The 17,312-nt window shown below is 38.6% G+C and carries 15 protein-coding genes; 8 read left to right on the top strand and 7 right to left on the bottom strand.

What is annotated here, in order from left to right; all coding sequences use genetic code 11:
• Positions 1-587: 587 nt before the first annotated feature.
• Genes dat through KQI49_RS13680 form a run of 3 tightly spaced genes read left to right on the top strand, consistent with a single transcriptional unit; the run spans position 588 to position 3,726 of the window.
• Positions 588-1,445, top strand: a complete 858-nt coding sequence (gene dat, locus KQI49_RS13690; RefSeq protein ID WP_216489728.1) for a D-amino-acid transaminase — start codon at positions 588-590, stop codon at positions 1,443-1,445.
• 42 nt (positions 1,446-1,487) lie between these two features.
• Positions 1,488-2,621 carry an alanine racemase gene (gene alr, locus KQI49_RS13685; protein ID WP_216489726.1) on the top strand — a complete coding sequence of 378 codons (1,134 nt, stop codon included), beginning with the start codon at positions 1,488-1,490 and terminating at the stop codon, positions 2,619-2,621.
• 28 nt (positions 2,622-2,649) lie between these two features.
• Complete coding sequence (locus tag KQI49_RS13680) at positions 2,650-3,726, top strand: tartrate dehydrogenase (RefSeq protein WP_216489724.1); 1,077 nt, start codon at positions 2,650-2,652, stop codon at positions 3,724-3,726.
• Positions 3,727-4,020: 294 nt separating this feature from the next.
• Here the strand turns inward: KQI49_RS13680 and KQI49_RS13675 are convergent, their stop codons facing one another.
• Genes KQI49_RS13675 through modA form a run of 3 tightly spaced genes read right to left on the bottom strand, consistent with a single transcriptional unit; the run spans position 4,021 to position 6,188 of the window.
• Entirely contained in the window at positions 4,021-4,650 is a 630-nt protein-coding gene (locus KQI49_RS13675; RefSeq protein ID WP_216489722.1) for an ATP-binding cassette domain-containing protein, read from the bottom strand.
• A gap of 54 nt (positions 4,651-4,704) precedes the next feature.
• Positions 4,705-5,382: a molybdate ABC transporter permease subunit gene (gene modB, locus KQI49_RS13670; protein ID WP_216489740.1), complete on the bottom strand. Its 678-nt coding sequence runs from the start codon at positions 5,380-5,382 to the stop codon at positions 4,705-4,707.
• A 5-nt stretch (positions 5,383-5,387) separates the two neighbouring features.
• Positions 5,388-6,188, bottom strand: a complete 801-nt coding sequence (gene modA, locus KQI49_RS13665; protein ID WP_216489721.1) for a molybdate ABC transporter substrate-binding protein — start codon at positions 6,186-6,188, stop codon at positions 5,388-5,390.
• Positions 6,189-6,578: 390 nt separating this feature from the next.
• Here modA and KQI49_RS13660 point away from each other — a divergent pair, with 390 nt between their 5' ends.
• Entirely contained in the window at positions 6,579-7,499 is a 921-nt protein-coding gene (locus KQI49_RS13660) for a helix-turn-helix transcriptional regulator (RefSeq protein ID WP_216489719.1), read from the top strand.
• 111 nt (positions 7,500-7,610) lie between these two features.
• Positions 7,611-8,993 carry a leucyl aminopeptidase family protein gene (locus KQI49_RS13655; protein ID WP_216489717.1) on the top strand — a complete coding sequence of 461 codons (1,383 nt, stop codon included), beginning with the start codon at positions 7,611-7,613 and terminating at the stop codon, positions 8,991-8,993.
• Positions 8,994-9,160: 167 nt separating this feature from the next.
• Here KQI49_RS13655 and KQI49_RS13650 read toward each other — a convergent pair whose 3' ends face one another.
• Positions 9,161-10,024: a Cof-type HAD-IIB family hydrolase gene (locus KQI49_RS13650; RefSeq protein ID WP_216489715.1), complete on the bottom strand. Its 864-nt coding sequence runs from the start codon at positions 10,022-10,024 to the stop codon at positions 9,161-9,163.
• Between the two features lie 389 nt (positions 10,025-10,413).
• On the opposite strand from KQI49_RS13650, the gene KQI49_RS13645 reads away from it, so the two are divergent.
• Positions 10,414-11,034 (top strand): DUF3298 and DUF4163 domain-containing protein, encoded by a 621-nt coding sequence (locus KQI49_RS13645; protein ID WP_216489714.1) that lies wholly within the window; start codon positions 10,414-10,416, stop codon positions 11,032-11,034.
• A 102-nt stretch (positions 11,035-11,136) separates the two neighbouring features.
• Here the strand turns inward: KQI49_RS13645 and KQI49_RS13640 are convergent, their stop codons facing one another.
• From KQI49_RS13640 to pflB, 3 genes are all read right to left on the bottom strand, one after another.
• Positions 11,137-12,183, bottom strand: coding sequence for a 2,3-butanediol dehydrogenase (locus tag KQI49_RS13640; protein ID WP_216489713.1), 1,047 nt, complete (start codon positions 12,181-12,183; stop codon positions 11,137-11,139).
• 20 nt (positions 12,184-12,203) lie between these two features.
• Positions 12,204-12,962, bottom strand: a complete 759-nt coding sequence (gene pflA, locus KQI49_RS13635; protein ID WP_216489712.1) for a pyruvate formate-lyase-activating protein — start codon at positions 12,960-12,962, stop codon at positions 12,204-12,206.
• 96 nt (positions 12,963-13,058) lie between these two features.
• Positions 13,059-15,296: a formate C-acetyltransferase gene (pflB, locus tag KQI49_RS13630; protein WP_216489711.1), complete on the bottom strand. Its 2,238-nt coding sequence runs from the start codon at positions 15,294-15,296 to the stop codon at positions 13,059-13,061.
• 247 nt (positions 15,297-15,543) lie between these two features.
• Here pflB and KQI49_RS13625 point away from each other — a divergent pair, with 247 nt between their 5' ends.
• Both KQI49_RS13625 and KQI49_RS13620 read left to right on the top strand, forming a co-directional pair.
• Positions 15,544-16,575: an asparaginase gene (locus KQI49_RS13625; RefSeq protein ID WP_216489710.1), complete on the top strand. Its 1,032-nt coding sequence runs from the start codon at positions 15,544-15,546 to the stop codon at positions 16,573-16,575.
• 21 nt (positions 16,576-16,596) lie between these two features.
• Complete coding sequence (locus KQI49_RS13620; RefSeq protein WP_216489709.1) at positions 16,597-17,310, top strand: gamma-glutamyl-gamma-aminobutyrate hydrolase family protein; 714 nt, start codon at positions 16,597-16,599, stop codon at positions 17,308-17,310.
• Positions 17,311-17,312 lie beyond the last annotated feature (2 nt).

The raw sequence follows: 17,312 nt of genomic DNA, 5'->3' as shown, positions 1-17,312 counted from the left end.
GTTTTCAACAGAACTTAGACGGACTAGCCCCACTGGAATATACAGAGCTATCCGCCTAATTGTTTATCTTTTTATTTATACTGTCTACTTGACAGGGGTCGGTTCACTTTCCGTGGGCGGCTGATGAGCCTCCTCGGGCAGAGCCCTGCGGGGTCTCATCTAGGCCTCAGCTCCCACAGGAGTCTCCGCGTATTTCCTCCGCTATAATTATAATTTCTCTTTGATTTAATGTTATTACTACTATTATGGTGGTTGTTTGGAGCGTAAGGCCATTGACTCCTGGGACTGCGCTAAATGCTCGTCCCACCGAAAACCATTGCGGGAACAGCACGAGTCTCAAGACCCCGCAGAGCGGTTTTCTCGAGGAGGCTGTGGTGGGATGAATGAACCCCAATTCTTCCTGGCACCGCGGAAAGCAATGGGCTGGAGCGGAAAACAACCTAGCACCTTTCTAAGCTCCAGAAATTTGTGATAAACCTTAGAAGGAATTACTGCACATCATATATCTACTGTGGAAGAGTAAATTTGCTAATGACATATGTGGGCTAATTCATATATTGATATTTTAATAGGAAAGGATGATGGGGATGAGTTATATGCTTTTTAATAATGAGATTGTTGAGCGTTCGAAGTGTGTGGATATTGAGGATCGTGGTTATCAATTTGGTGATGGTGTTTATGAAGTGGTTGGTGTGTATAGTGGTGAGCCAATGCTTATGGATGAACATTTGCAAAGGTTGGAGCGTAGTGCAAAAGAAATCCAATTAAACCTCCCTTACACCATGCCTGAACTAAAACGGCAACTCACTCAATTAGCTGCGCAAAATCAACTTGAAGAAGGTATTATTTATTTGCAAGTCTCTAGAGGAGCCAGTCCCAGATGGCATGAGTTCCCGGAAGGAAATATACCTGCAGTTACTGTTGCCTATACGCGAGAGGAAGAAAGGATGACAGATATAGAAGACAACGGAGGAACAGCTGTCTTGACTGAAGATATGCGCTGGCTACGTTGTGACATTAAGTCTTTAAACTTGCTCCCTAACGTAATGGCAAAGCAAAAAGCCGTCGAAAATAACGCGGTGGAGGCTATATTACATCGCGGCGACACGGTCACTGAAGCAAGCGCCTCAAATGTGTTTATGGTAAAAAATGATAAAGTGTATACGCATCCCGCCAATAACTACATTTTAAATGGAATTACCCGCCAGAAAATCCTTGAATTATGCGGTGAACATACTATTCCGGTTGTTGAAGAGACGTTTACTGTTAAGCAACTTCTTGAGGCAGATGAGGTTTTCGTATCTGCTACGAAATCGGATATCATTCCAATCTTGAAAGTTGATGATCATACGATTGCAGATGGTACCCCAGGAAAAATCACTCACCAAATTTTAAAACATTTTCGTATGTTTATATCCCAAATTGAAAAGAATGTTCATTCATGAAAAATGACAGGTTCTTAGTTTTTAGCCGGGGGTGATGTTGGAATGATGTATAAGTTAGCGCAATCAGCTACACGACCGACAATGGCTACAATTGACTTAAATGCTTTTAAAAGAAATTTAAGAAGACTAAAAGAACATACCCGAAGTGATTATTTTTTAGCTGTTGTTAAAACGAATGCTTATGGGCATGGTATTGTTCCAATTGCACGTGCCGCAATTGAAGCGGGAGCGGATTGGCTTGGAATTACGACGCTGGAAGAAGGTATCAAACTTAGGGAAAATGGAATTGAAGTGCCTATGTTGTTATTAAGTGATAGCTTTACAAGTCAAGTGCCTGATATTGTCGCTTATGATCTGACCGTTTCCGTATCTTCTGCCTTACTGGCAAAGAAGTTAAGTAAAGAAGCCATCAAGCAACATCGTCTCGTGCGTGCTCATTTAAAAATAGATACGGGACTCCACCGTTTTGGCTTATCCTCGTATGAGGGCTTGACGTTTTGTGAAGAATGTTATGACCTGGAAGGTATCCATTGGGAGGGTGTTTTCTCACATTTCTCCGATGCTGACGAGGGTAATTGGGAAAAAACTGAACGGCAATTTACTTTGTTTAAAACGATAGTTGCAGAACTCGCCCATTATGGCTATGAATTTCCTATCAAACATGTAGGTGGCTCGACGATTGCGATTGAGCGCTCAGATATGCATCTTAATATGGTGAGACCAGGTATTGCATTATTTGGTTACCATCCGTCGCCATCTCAAAAATCATTGCTTACACTGACACCAGTTATGCAATTAGCTACCAATATATTATCGCTGAAAGAAGTCCCAGCTGGTACGTCCGTTGGATATGGTGGCAATTATGTAACGAAAAAAGATGAAAAACTTGCCGTTTTGCCAATTGGCTTAGGAGATGGGTTTAGCCGTGCGTTGTCTAATAAAGGTTACGTCCTTGTTGGTGGACAAAAAGCAAATATCGTAGGAAATATTTCTTTAGATCAGACGATTATTGACGTCACTCATATACCTAATGTAAATGTTGGTGATATTGTTGTGATCATCGGTAAAATGGGAGAAGAAGAAATCACCGCGGAAGAGATTGCTGGTTGGATGGGCAGTATTGTCGATGAGGTCTTAGCATGCTTTACGGATCGTATTCCGCGCGTGTATGCATAGTTTTGGTTGAATTATAGGGGGAATAGAAGTGAGAAACTATCAAATTGGAGTTATACCAGGAGACGGTATCGGACCTGAAGTCGTTGCAGAGGGTCTTAAAGTTTTAAAATCTATTGAAAAAGTAGATTCGTCACTCAGCTTTACATTCACTGAATTTCCTTGGGGGTGTGAGTATTATTTAAAGAACGGAAAAATGATGGATGACGATGGAGTCGAGCGCTTATCTAAGATGGATGCCATTTATTTAGGGGCTGTCGGTTATCCAGGGGTTCCAGATCATATTTCACTCTGGGATTTACTGTTAAGGATACGAAAGGCGTTCGATCAGTATGTTAATCTTCGGCCAGTTCAACTTCTCGATAAATCGTTAACACCATTAAAAGAAAAACAGGAAAAAGATATAGATATGCTGATTATCAGGGAGAATAGTGAAGGTGAATATGCAGGAGCGGGTGATCGCTTATTTCACGGTACGCCAGAAGAAGTCGCTTTGCAAACAGGAGTTTTTTCACGAAAAGGAACAGAGCGGATTATTCGCTACGCTTTTGAAGAAGCGAGACGCTCCAAACGAACTTTAACGAGTATAAGTAAGGGGAACGCACTTAATTACTCCATGGTGTTTTGGGATGAAATATTTGCAGAAGTAGCACAGGAGTATCCAGATGTCGAAACTTCTTCCTACTTAGTCGATGCAGCAAGCCTTTATTTTGTAACTGATCCTGAGCGATTTGAGGTCGTCGTTACTTCAAACTTATTTGGTGATATTATAACGGATATCGGGGCGGGTATTACTGGTGGTATGGGTCTCGCCACCGGCGCAAACATTAATCCGGAAAAAAAATATCCGTCAATGTTTGAACCAGTGCACGGTTCAGCTCCAGATATCGCTGGTCAAGGCCTGGCCAACCCGCTCGCAGCTTTCTGGTCGATTAGCCAAATGTTAGACTTTTTGGGTGAACAAGAATGCGGGCGAGCTGTTCTTTCAACCATTCGAGAGGTTGTCAAAGAACCTGGAAAACTAACTCTAGATATGGGAGGTGAAGCAACAACCTCAGAAGTTGGTGATTATTTCATAAGAGTTTTAAAGAAATATAGTTTAAAGTAATGGATTGTAAAGTGGATCTTGAGTATATTCTTTTGTTTAATCACTTATCAACATAAAGGGCTATACAGATGACATATCCTGTAGAGATCCAATTTTATCGCAAGTTAACTGGCTGTAAGATCCTTAACGAGAAGGATTTGAGGGGGATCAAGAATTATAAGTCGGGGATCAACAGCCAGTAAAAGCCCGATTCGTTCAACTAACAAGCAGTGGGGGAAGTATGAAAACTCCCACTGATTGAATTCTCACTTTATTTTTAGTCCGAAAAGTCTTATATTCTTAGGCCGCTTATAGCTATATATTTTTTAGTTCAGTAAGGTGACCTTTATCTAAGTATAAAATGTGATCACCAATCTTTTCAGCTTCACTATGGCTATGAGTTACCATAATGATAGGGATTTTCCATAAATGATGAAGTCTTAATAATTGTTTATGACTAACTTCACGCGTAGCATCATCTAGCGCTGAAAAAGGTTCATCAAGAAGAAGAAGGTTAGGTTCAGTTGCTAAAGCTCTTGCTAAAGCGACACGTTGTTTTTCACCGCCTGAGATTTGGTGTGGATAATGCTCTGATAAATGATTTATTTTTAATTCATCCATCAGCTGCTCGGCAAATTCTATATTAGACATTCCGTATTTAATATTATTCCATACAGTCATATGTGGAAATAAGGCATAATCTTGAAATAAGTAGCCAATATGCCGTTTTTGAATCGGTACAAAGACTTTAGGTGCCTCATAAATAGATTGACCGTTTAATTGAATTATTCCTTGATCAGGCTTAATTAGGCCGGCGATACTATTTAAAACAGTCGTTTTACCTGATCCGGATGGACCGAATAAAACGGCAATTTCATTATTTAATGTAAATTCCACATTTAATTCAAAGTGAGATAATTGCTTTTTTATTGCTACGTGTAACATGCCACTTCCCCCTAACCTGTTAATAACGCCCCCTAAAAGTCTATAGGATATAGGCTACTTATGGTTTGAATGTGCTGTCATGTTTCTTTTACTCCACCAATTAAGCCACAGCATGGCAGCAAACCCTAATGTGACAATTAAAATAACCCAAAACTTTGCCATCTCCATATTCCCTGATTCAACTGCAAAATAAATGGCTAACGGTATGGTATCGGTGACATTTGGGATATAACCGGCAAGCATCAGAGTGGCACCAAATTCTCCAAGAGCTCTGGCAAATGTCAAAACAAGTCCTGCCAATAATCCTGGCCAAGCAATTGGAAAAGAAATCGTCCAAAATACTTTAAATCGAGAAGCCCCCATCGTGTAAGCGGCATGTTCAACATTTGGATCATATTGTTGAAAAGCAGCTTGGGCACTTTGATACATTAATGGAAATGAAACAACAATCGCGGCGATAATAACGGCATACCAGGAAAATACCACTTGAAAATCAAACCATTCGATTAATAAACGTCCGATAAATCCATTTTTACCAAAGATATAAAGTAGAATAAAACCTACGACTGTTGGCGGAAGAACTAAAGGAAGCATGAAAATTGATTCAATGACAGTTTTTCCCCTGAATGAACGTCTAGCAATAAATCTAGCTAGAAGTACTCCGACAATAAATACAATAATGGTGGCGATGGTCGCTGTTTTAATTGAGAGCCAAAGTGGTGATAAGTTAATATCTGTCATTGTTGCTTAAACCCATATTTTTTTAAAATTTCTTGAGCTTCATCAGAAATCATATAATCCAAAAAAGATGCCGCTTCTTGTTCATGTTTAGTATCAGCGATAAGAGCTCCTGGATAGGTAATAGGATCATGCCAATCAGGCTCTGCAGTTGCTAAAATTTTAATCTGATCTGACGTGAGGGCGTCGCTTTCATAAACAAAGCCGGTGTCTGCATTACCAGATTCGACATATGTCAATACTTGCCTGACATCTTTAGCGAATATAAATTCATTTTCAAGCTCATTCCAGATGTTAATATGTTTTAATGTTTGTTCTGTGTAATTTCCAGCAGGAACACTTTCAGGATTCCCTATCGCTATCTGATCAATGTCACTGGCTGAAATATCTTCAAACGATCCATAATCCAGTTTTGAATCCTGTTGAGTGATAAGAACAATACTATTTCCAGTAACATTCTTCCTCGTATCATCGATTATTTGGTCTTCTTTTTCTAATGTATCCATCCAATCCTGGTTAGCTGAGATAAAAACATCCGCAGGGGCACCTTGCTGAATTTGTTGGGCGAGAGTTCCAGAGCCACCGAAGTTAAATGTCAATTCGACATTGTGCTCTTTTTCATATGTATTTTTTATTTCATGTAATGCGTCTGTTAAACTAACAGCGGCTGAAATAGTTAGCTCAATAGGCTCAGAATTAGCTGTATCTTTTGTTGAATTTTCATCTTTGGAGTTATCTGAACATCCTACCATAATTAATGCTAAAATAAGTAATAGTATAATGAGTTTGATTTTCTTCATGATACTCCTCCTATTAGATATAATAGGTATTCGGATTTTATATAGAATTTGCAAAGGTATCTTTTACTAGCGAATGGAATATGCGAGACTTCTAGGACTGCAGTAAGCTTTGTACCACCGAAAACCTTTGTGGGAGATGAGGCCAAACGCGCCCCCGAAATGTGGTAGCATTCGGAGCCTCATCAGCGACGAAAAATGAACTACAATTCTTCTTTGCTACGGAAAGAGAGTATATTTCGTGAGCGTCGATTTTTTAATATTAAATTTTCCACACTATTTTCCGAATGCCTGATATATTAAGTATGACTAATTATATCTAATTATAATTAGTTATAATTTAAAAGTAAATGTTATTATTTTAACAACTATTTGACAATAAGAGGTGTTGATATGGTTAAAGGTGAATCTTATACCACAGACGATATTGCAAGATTGTTAAAAGTTTCGAAGTTAACAGTATATGATTTGATTAAAAGAGGTGAACTTATTTCATACAGGGTTGGAAGACAAATTAGAGTTGATGCGAGTGAACTCGAGGATTATAAAATACGTGAACAGGAAGTGAAAACATCCCTCGCCTCCAAAAGACATACTGAAAAGACTGAAACCTTCGTGCGATCCGTTGTTATAAGTGGACAAGATAGTAGTCTTGATATTTTATCGCGCGCTCTTGAAGAAAGTAATGTCATTCAACCTCTACGTTCTCATCGTGGAAGTTTGGATAGTTTGATTGCTATGTATGAAGGGCGTGCTGATATTGTCAGTACACATTTATTTGATGGTGATACAGGTGATTATAACATCCCGTATATAAGAAAAATATTAGTAAGTAACCCATTTATAGTATTTAAGTTTATTGAACGACAAGCAGGTTTTTATGTGACAAAAAATAACCCTAAAAATATAAAAACATGGGAAGATTTAAAGCGAGGAGATGTATCAATTGTTAATCGTGAAAAAGGGGCCGGTGCTCGTGTTCTTCTTGATGAACAATTAAGGCTTCATAACATAAATAGAAACAATGTTAATGGTTATAACATTGAGCAGACAAGCCATCTATCTGTCGCTTCTGCTATTACCAATGGACAAGCCGATGTTGGAATTGGTATTGAAAATGCAGCTAAAATGGTTGGAGTGGATTTCATTCCTAAAATGAAGGAAAATTATGATCTTGTTATCTTGAACACTCAAAATAACCAATCATTGATTGATCAAGTGACCAATATTTTAAAGGATCAAAGTTTCCAGGATAAACTTAAAACCCTAGGCTACACAGTTGACGACATGGGAGATATTATTTGGGAGCAATAAAATGTGAAAGGTTTAGAATATTCGACAAGAATTTGAATAAAGGTTACTATGATAGTATTATTTCGTTTCGATATACGAAATAATATACCGAAATGATAGGGAGGAAATAAAATGGGGAAACGAGCAGTCATTATCGATGTAAGTGACGATAGAATAAGTGAAAATAGGGATTTAAAAGATTATATTGAGCGTCATACATCTAAATCAGTATTACATATGGTTGAAGGAGAGCTACTAGTTGTTATCAAAGATGTGCAAAAAGGAGAGCATTTAACAGAAGGTGTGAGAATGCTTGCTGGAGAAATAGCACGACAATTAGGTAAGCTAAAAATTGATCAAGCGAACGTCAGTACAGAAATACTAGATAGGGTTTTTTCTGATGTGGATACAAACAAGGTTGTCACGGCTTTTGTGGAAGGCTGGCATTTAGGGAATTATGATTATGTTAAACATCAATCGAAAGAGGCTCGCTATAAAACAGAGCTGCATATTGATGGTGATAAGGTAGAGACTGAGGTTGAGCAAGGAAAAAGAAGAGCTGCCGCCATGTCGTTTTCACGTGACTTAATGAACGATACACCAAAAGATCTTAATCCTACAACGTTCCCGAAGCGACTTCAGGATGAATTGGCGGGAACAGCCGCTGATGTAAAAGTATTCGATAAAGCACAATTAGAAGAAATGGAATTGAATGGTTTACTTACGGTCGGTCAAGGTAGTGAACATGAACCTGCTTTGGTTGAAATAAGTTATCAAGGTGATGCGTCTAAGCCACTTGTCGCACTTGTTGGTAAAGGTGTGACTTATGACACAGGCGGAATTAACTTAAAGCAAGGTAGACATTTAAGTGATATGCGCATGGATATGGGCGGCGCAGCAGCCGTTGCGGGTGCCATAAAGTTACTTGCAGAGAGCGAGGCGAAAGTTAATGTTGTCGCACTCTTTCTCATCGTTGAAAACATGCCTGATAGTAAAGCCATTCTTCCAGGTGATGTCATCCGTTACAAAAATGGGAAAACGGTACAAATTGGGAATACAGATGCGGAAGGGCGTCTAATTCTTGCTGATGGTTTAATTCGCGCTGGTGAGCTTGGTGCTGACTATGTGGTCAATATTGCCACCTTAACAGGCGCGATTGCAAATGCACTCGGTTCTAAACTCGCTGGTGTATTTGGTAATGAAGAGCTGGCTTATAGAATGAAGCAGTTAGGTGATGAGAATGGCGATCATAACTGGCCAATGCCGCTTGTTGATGCGTATGAAAATTATCTTGATAGTGATTATGCTGACTTCAACAATATTAGTAATAAAGGAGAAGCCGGTTCCATTACTGCTGGATTGTTTTTGCGTCGCTTTGTTCCTGAATCTTGTAAATGGCTTCATGTGGATATGGCAGGCGTGATGAGCAGTAAGGAAGCTGGCTACTACGTGAGTTCTGCTACAGGCTTTGGGGCAAGACTTTTAGCGGATTATGCAGAGGCAGTATCTAAGTAATATTTATAGCTTTTGTTTTTAATCTGAGTGATTTTTTAAGTAAAGGAATTAGACAGATCTATCAAATTGAATACAAAATCCGAACTTGGGTTGGATATTAATCTTAAAGTTCGGATTTTGTTCTCTTTTCTTATATATAATAATGACTTCTAATTAGGTGAAAATGATTATGAGATGTCCTCCAACATCTTTTCGACCGCATAAGCAAAACCATCTTCAAGATTGGATTTTGTTGTATGAGTAGCTATTTCCTTGATAGCTTCATCTGCGTTCCCCATTGCTACTCCGCGACCTGCCATGCGAATCATACTTTCATCATTGAAGTGGTCACCAAGCGTCATCACGTCTTTCATGTTTATTCCCAGTCTCTTGGAAAATTGTTCGACGGCATAACCTTTTTGTGCGTCAATATGATTAAACTCTATGTTTATATCACCTGAAGCTGTCACAGCAACAGATGGTTCCTCTTGGAATTCGCTAGCGAGTTTTGCTAAAACATCTTTATTTAGTGAAAAGGCAAGGACTTTGTAAAAATTCAAATCTTTATTTTTTAGTAATTTCTCGAAGTCATTTGTGATCTGTACGTTTTCTTCTTGAAATCTCCGTTCAGCACGTTCACTAAGTTCTTCGGCAGGAACGAGTGGGTTGGCAGTTTCGGCGATGTCTTTGAGGACACGTTTAAAATCTTCCTTGCTAACAGAATGAGCGAGGTCTTGAGAAAAAATTTCGAAGTAGAGATTTTCTTCACTGCATCGTTGTTGAATTCTTTGCAAGGCATCTCTATCCATTGGTATATGTTTAAGTAATTCTTTATTTTCTGTATAGGTCATAGCGCCGTTTAAACAGATGATTGGTAGTGTGAGACCAACTTCCTGAAGGGGTTGATTTGCTGCTTCGTAGGCTCTTCCTGTAGCGACAACGACTTTGATGCCTTGGTCGAGAGCATTTTTAATGGCTTGTGCATTTTCTGTGCTAACTTTTCCTAGTTCATTTAAAAGTGTTCCATCAAGATCTGTAGCGATAAGTTTCATTTATATCTCTCCTGACTGTATTTCATAATAATCTATGGGTATTCGGAAAATAGTGTAGAAAAATTTAATATTAAAAAATCACCGCTCACGGAATATACTCGCTTTCCGTGGGCTAGGAAGAATTGGGGTTCATTCTTCTTTGCTGATGAGCCTCCGAATGCTGCGCATTTCGGGGGCGCGTATGGCTTCATCTCCCACTGGAGTCTCACATATTCCATTCGCTAGTAAAAGATCTCTTTGCAAATTCTACATAAAAAATCCGAATAGCCTAATCTATTATCGTTGTGTATTTTCAAATTTAATTAGCTAGAGTTGTATTCCTCTGATAGGGACATTATCCCACAGTTTGAATAGGATATCATTAAATACTATTTAAAAGGAGTATGCTAATGCCTAATCAAACTTTAAATGTCTTGGTCCAAACGAGGGTTTTTAAACAAAACGGAATAACAATTTATTATCCGGAAATTATCGGTTTACAAAATTTACATGTGCAGCACAAAATTAATCGGATGATAGTGCAACATGCCCAACATCTTATTAATCAGCAATTTAAACAACAGGATGTCGATCGTTTTGCGGAAATGATTGGGACTTATGAGGTCAAGACAAATCAACGGGGAATTCTCAGTTTAACCTTAAGTAATTATGCTATCGCACCTAAACATGCCAATGGGTTGACGATAATCAATTCATTGACAGTTGACGTGGAAACTGGGAGAGTTTATCAGCTGAAAGATTTATTTAAACAAGGAAGCGACTATGTCAACGTGCTCTCGGACATTGTGAAAAAACAAATCAAAGAACGAGAGATTCCGACCTTAAATGATTTTACTGGTATTTCACCGAATCAAGAATTTTACATTGCGGATAAGTCACTTGTTCTTTATTTTCAACCTTTAGAAATCACACCACATTATATAGGTTCGCCAATGTTTCCAATTTCAGTGTATGAGCTTGAGAGTATAATAGATGAAAATGGTCCACTTGGAAAAATGATAGGAGCCTAGAGATCTTTATTGTAAAAGGTTGTAAAAAGCCCCCTAAGGTAACTAGATGGTTTATCTGTTTACCTTAGAGGGAGTATACAACTAGTATTGATTGAAGTTTTTTTAAGGTCGTACTAGGATTTTAATTTGCGATTTTTCTTTGATCAACGCTTCAAATCCTTCATTTACAATATCATCAAGATCAATTTTTTTTGTAATAATTTGGCCTGCATCAAATTTCCCTTCAGCAATCAGATTAATAACAGCTGGGAAAATATCTCTGTAAGCAATCGTGCCAATGATGTTTTTTTCTTTTAAAACGATATTATTCGCATCAATCGTAGGATTTGATTCCCAAATACTGACAATGACTGTTTCACCTGCAAGTTTTGTGCTATCAATAGCTTGTTGTAATACAACGGGGACTCCCGTCACCTCAAAACTAACATCCACACCACCATTTGTTAAATTAACAATTTCTTCAACCGTATTGACTTTATTTGGATCTATGACTGTTGCACCTAGTTTTGCTGCTAGCTTTTTACGTTCTTCAGATAGTTCGATGACATAAACTTTCTCAGCGCCTGCTAAAAAGCATGCTTGAATAGTTAATAATCCTATAGGGCCAGCACCAAAGATTGCTGCCGAATCACCGGCTTTTAAATGACTTTGACGAACAGCATGAAGAGCAACCGCTGCTGGCTCTACAAGCGCTGCCAGCTCATAGCTCATTTCATCTGGAATTTTATGAACCATAATTTCAGGGACAGTCGTATATTCAGCAAAGCCGCCCCCACCTCCTGCAAGTCCGTGGAAGCCTAAATCATCACATAAATTATAACGACCTGATCGGCAAGCGGCACACTCACCGCAGCGCCAAATTGGTTCGACAGTGACTCGATCACCAATTGCCACGTTCGTAACATCATGACCAATTTCGACCACTTCACCGGAAAATTCATGTCCCATGATAAGCGGAGCCTTTTCATTTGTGAGTGGATGGGGTTCATCATTTGGAATTAAGATAGGGCCAGCCATATATTCATGTAAATCACTTCCACAAATACCTGTCCAAGCAATTTTAATTTTCACCTTCCTTGATTCAATGATAGGTTCATCCACTTGTTCTACTCTTATATCTTTTTTATTATGCCAACGTGCTGCTTTCATTTAAATCGCTCCTTTTATTGTTAAATCATTGATTCACTAGCAGTTGATCTATGGTGCCTATTTAAGATTGCAATCGCATTGTTCACACGATCTTCAGTTGGTGGTTCTATCCCCTGAAGAGGGTAATCATATCCGAGTTCTTCCCATTTATAGACGCCAAGTTTATGATAGGGTAGAACTTCGATACGTTCTACATTGGAAAGAGTCTGTATAAAGTCAGCTAACTTATATAAATCCTCATCAAAATCAGTGATGCCGGGAACGAGAACATGCCTAACCCAAATAGGAATTTGTTTTTCACTGAGATACTTAGCAAAATCAAGTATATGGTCATTTTTTAAACCTGTTAATGTTTTATGTCGTTCAGGATTAATTTGTTTTAAATCCATTAATACTAAATCGGTCAACGATAAAAGTTCATCCAAGGATTTTCTAAAAGAAGGAGATTTTGAATAACATCCGCCTGACGTATCAATTGCAGTGTGGACTCCAAGTTTCTTGAGTTCTTTAAATAGTTCAGTAATAAACTTTGTTTGAATTAAAGGTTCACCACCACTTACCGTAACACCACCACCGCTTGCTTGGAAGAAGGGGAGGTAGGACTCAATATCATCAACTAGTTCTTGTACGGTCACTTCTTTACCATCGCTCATTTTCCAAGTGTCAGGGTTATGGCAAAATTGGCAGCGCATTAAACATCCCTGCATAAATATAATATAGCGAAGTCCTGGTCCATCGACCGTTCCACATGTTTCAATAGAATGAATGCGTCCTTTCATAACGAAAACCTCCCCGATAATAAATACAAGCTCTTTTGTTTGATGTCCAATCGTGTTGTTTCAATTGGACATCAAACATAGTCATATTGATTTACTTTACCGACTTTCATGGAAAGTACGGTTGATGACATCAATTTGTTGCTCACGAGTTAATTTGATAAAGTTGACCGCATAGCCAGACACTCGAATCGTTAATTGTGGATATTCTTCTGGGTGCTCCATAGCGTCCAGAAGTGTTTCTCTGTCAAACACGTTAATGTTTAGGTGATGTCCACCTTTCATAGCATATCCGTCAAGCATACCGGCTAAATTACTTTTTTGGGTGTCTTCATCTTTTCCTAAAGCTTTCGGTACAATGGAGAAAGTGTTACTAATTCCATCAAGTGAGTAATCATAAGGTAATTTTGCTACGGAACTGAGTGAAGCAAGCGCACCTTTCTTGTCGCGACCATGTAAAGGATTGGCTCCTGGTGCAAATGGTTCACCAGCTTTTCTTCCGTCTGGTGTATTTCCTGTTTTTTTACCATACACAACATTTGATGTAATGGTAAGTACTGACTGTGTTGGTTCAGAATCGCGATAGGTCTTATGTTGTTTTATTTTATTCATAAATGTTTTAACGAGGTCGACAGCAATGTCATCAACTTGATTGTCGTTATTTCCATATTTAGGAAAGTCACCTTCAATTTCAAAATCAACGACATACCCATCCTCATTACGGATTGTTTTTACCTTGGCGTGTTTAATCGCGCTTAATGAATCGGTGACGACTGATAACCCAGCAATACCACAAGCCATTGTTCTGAGTATGTTGCGATCATGTAAAGCCATTTCAATTCGTTCATAACTATATTTGTCATGCATGTAGTGAATGATATTTAAAGTATTTACATATAGTCCTGCTAACCAATCCAACATATGATCATATTTTTCCATGACTTCATCATAATTCAAGTAGTCAGATGTAATTGGGGCATAGGCTGGTCCTACTTGAGCAAATGACATCTCATCTATTCCACCGTTAATGGCATAAAGCAATGCTTTTGCTAAGTTTGCCCGAGCTCCGAAAAATTGCATCTGTTTTCCGATGGTCATCGCTGATACACAGCAAGCAATGCCGTAGTCATCTCCATAAATGTCACGCATAATATCATCGTTTTCATATTGAATTGAACTTGTTTGAATGGACACTTTTGCACAATATCGTTTGAATTTATCGGGTAACTTTTCGGACCATAGAACGGTTAGATTTGGTTCAGGAGCAGGTCCAAGATTATCTAATGTGTGTAAAAATCGGAATGAGTTTTTGGTGACAAGTGGTGTTCCGTCTGTTGCAATCCCTCCGATTGATTCAGTTACCCAAGTTGGATCACCACTAAATAGCTCATTATAATCAGGTGTCCGGGCAAATTTAACAAGGCGTAGTTTCATTACAAAATGATCAACAAGCTCTTGGGCTTCTTCTTCAGTTAAAATTCCATTTTGCAAATCACGTTCAATATATATATCTAGAAAAGTTGAGACACGTCCAAGACTCATAGCTGCACCATTTTGTTCCTTGATAGCGGCTAAATAACCAAAATAGAGCCATTGAAAGGCTTCATGAGCGTTGTTAGCTGGACCTGAAATATCATATCCATAGCTATTTGCTAATTCTTTTAATTCGTTTAAGGCACGTATTTGTTCAGTTGTTTCTTCACGGTCACGGATGACATCATCAGACATCACGCCATTCCCACCAATAATGGAAAGGTCTTCTTTTTTCTCTTCAATAAGGTGATCGACACCATATAAAGCAACACGTCGATAATCACCGATAATGCGTCCTCTTCCATAAGCGTCAGGAAGTCCTGTTATGATTCCAGCTCGACGGGCCGCTCTCATTTCAGGCGTATAAGCATCAAAAACACCTTGATTATGTGTTTTACGATATTCAGTAAAAATATGTTCTATTTGTTCATCCACTTTAAAACCATAAGATTCAGCAGAGCCAACAGCCATACGAATACCACCAAACGGTTGCAGGGAACGTTTAAATGGTTTATCCGTTTGAAAACCGACGATTTTTTCTTTATTTTTGTTTAAATAGCCAGGACCATGGGATGTAATCGTTGAAACAATTTCTGTATCCATATCTAGGACACCGCCATTGTCTCTTTCTTGTTTTGTAAGATCCATCACTTGTTCCCAAAGCTCATTTGTTGCTTCTGTTGGTTCAGATAAAAAGCTTTCATCTCCAACATATGGAGAAAAATTTTGCATAATAAAATCCCGTACATCAATTTCGGACACCCATTTTCCTTTTCTAAACCCTAACCATGCTTGATGTGACATGATTATTCCCTCCTTATAAAACTCAATAGTATGTGAAGTGTTGAACAATCTTTCTAATTATAGAATAACATAAGATTAATAACATGTGTTGTGAAATGTTGAACATTTTTAGACAATTAAATTCTTATCCGAAAATAAATTATGTGAAATAAAAAATTACTTCAACATTGTGAACAATATTTAACTTTATGATATGATTAATTAGTCAGAATTAAAGTAAAAGTTAAACAGCCAGGGGGATAATCAAGTGGATCACACAACTAAACCAGTTAAAGTTTTTCGAGGAGATTATATTGAAAGCACGCATGACGTACATATTGCAGTTGTATCAGCAAAAGGAAATTTATTAGCTTACTTTGGAGATGCGAATCGCCTTACGTTTGCTAGGTCATCAATGAAACCGTTCCAAGCTCTTCCTGTTGTGGAATCAGGTGCTATGGAGATGTTTGGTCTTACAGAAAGAGAATTATCTTTGTTTTGTGCGAGCCATAGCGGAGAACCGTTTCACAGACAAACTGTCGCTGAGGTACTTGAAAAAATTAACTTATCAGTAGAAGACTTACAATGCGGAACCCATGTACCACGAGATCGTGAAAGTTATCATGAGCTTATTAAATCGGGAGGCGAGCTCACTCCCTCTTACAGTAACTGTTCTGGAAAACATGCTGGCATGTTAGCAGGATGTGTCGCTCAAAACTATGCAACCCGCACATATCGTGAATTGAACCATCCTTACCAGCAGCAAATTATCGATTATATCGCTGAAATTAGTGGATATTCACGTGAAAGGATTGCTACATCTGTTGACGGCTGTGGTGTGCCAGTACATCGAATTCCACTCTATCATTTGGCATTAGCCTTTGGACGATTAGCTAAACCGTCTGATTGGAAGCAGGGAGGGGATGCAAGACAAAAAGCACTGAATCGTGTTAGTGATGCCATGACTGATTATCCTGACATGGTTGCTGGAACAAGACGCTTTGATACCGATTTAATGAAAGCCTATCAGGGCAGAATAGTTGCAAAAGGCGGAGCAGAAGGGGTTCATTGTTTTGGCGATAAAAAAACAGGGATTGGTGTGGCGCTTAAAGTGGACGATGGAAATGCACGCGCGACAAATGTAGCAGCAATGCATGTTTTAAAAGCACTTAAAATTGGGAATCAGGCCATCTACGCGGAACTATCAGATTACTCAAACGCACCTGTACTTAATGCAAGAGATGAAAAAATTGGTGTCATTGAACCAAACTTCGAGTTAACAGTAGTAAATAGCCTTTAAAATTTAAGGAGGGTAATTAACATGAGGCCACTTATTGGGATTAGTGCTTCAATGGAAGTTGATCAAACCTATTACATGACGGCGACCGAAAATGTAAAAGCGATTACTGAAGCAGGAGGCATGCCAGTCATCATGCCTATTTTATCAGAAGAAAAAGAACTTGATGAACTGGCCGAGCGTCTCGACGGGCTTTATTTAACGGGGGGATATGATATCGATCCAACAAAATTTGGAGAGGAACCACACCCAGATTTAGGGACGATCATACCCATTCGCGATAGCTTTGAAATGGCGATGGTTCATAAAATGCGTGAATTAAATAAACCGATACTTGGTGTTTGTCGTGGTTGTCAAATTATGAATATCGCCATAGGTGGAGATATGTATCAAGATATTTACAGTCAGAATAATGAACAATTACTACAGCATAGTCAAAAAGCACCGAAAGCGCACCGTTCACATTATGTCTATGTAGAAGAAGGCAGCTTATTGTTTCAACTTGTTGGAAAATCTAAAATATCAGTGAATAGTAGACATCATCAAGCAAATCGTACTGTTCCAGATGATTTCAAAGTGAGTGGTAAAGCAAGCGATGGCATTATCGAAGCAATCGAAAGTAAAGACAATACATTTTACTTAGGAGTACAATGGCATCCGGAAAACTTAGCTTCAAAAAATATAGAAGAAGCTAAAAATATTTATAACGGTTTTATTAAAGCTTGTAAGAAAGATTAGGG

Origin of the sequence: Virgibacillus sp. MSJ-26, from assembly GCF_018918075.1 — a bacterium.
Taxonomy (GTDB): Bacteria; Bacillota; Bacilli; order Bacillales; family Amphibacillaceae; genus MSJ-26.
The sequence above is the reverse complement of the archived record's forward strand: the minus strand, read 5'-3'. Positions and strand labels throughout refer to the sequence as shown.

Coding starts and splice junctions, on each gene's coding strand:
- dat (WP_216489728.1), top strand. CDS start 588: ATGAGTTATATGCTTTTTAATAATGAGATTGTTGAGCGTTCGAAGTGT.
- alr (WP_216489726.1), top strand. CDS start 1,488: ATGATGTATAAGTTAGCGCAATCAGCTACACGACCGACAATGGCTACA.
- KQI49_RS13675 (WP_216489722.1), bottom strand. CDS start 4,650: ATGTTACACGTAGCAATAAAAAAGCAATTATCTCACTTTGAATTAAAT.
- modA (WP_216489721.1), bottom strand. CDS start 6,188: ATGAAGAAAATCAAACTCATTATACTATTACTTATTTTAGCATTAATT.
- KQI49_RS13660 (WP_216489719.1), top strand. CDS start 6,579: ATGGTTAAAGGTGAATCTTATACCACAGACGATATTGCAAGATTGTTA.
- KQI49_RS13655 (WP_216489717.1), top strand. CDS start 7,611: ATGGGGAAACGAGCAGTCATTATCGATGTAAGTGACGATAGAATAAGT.
- KQI49_RS13650 (WP_216489715.1), bottom strand. CDS start 10,024: ATGAAACTTATCGCTACAGATCTTGATGGAACACTTTTAAATGAACTA.
- KQI49_RS13645 (WP_216489714.1), top strand. CDS start 10,414: ATGCCTAATCAAACTTTAAATGTCTTGGTCCAAACGAGGGTTTTTAAA.
- KQI49_RS13640 (WP_216489713.1), bottom strand. CDS start 12,183: ATGAAAGCAGCACGTTGGCATAATAAAAAAGATATAAGAGTAGAACAA.
- pflA (WP_216489712.1), bottom strand. CDS start 12,962: ATGAAAGGACGCATTCATTCTATTGAAACATGTGGAACGGTCGATGGA.
- pflB (WP_216489711.1), bottom strand. CDS start 15,296: ATGTCACATCAAGCATGGTTAGGGTTTAGAAAAGGAAAATGGGTGTCC.
- KQI49_RS13620 (WP_216489709.1), top strand. CDS start 16,597: ATGAGGCCACTTATTGGGATTAGTGCTTCAATGGAAGTTGATCAAACC.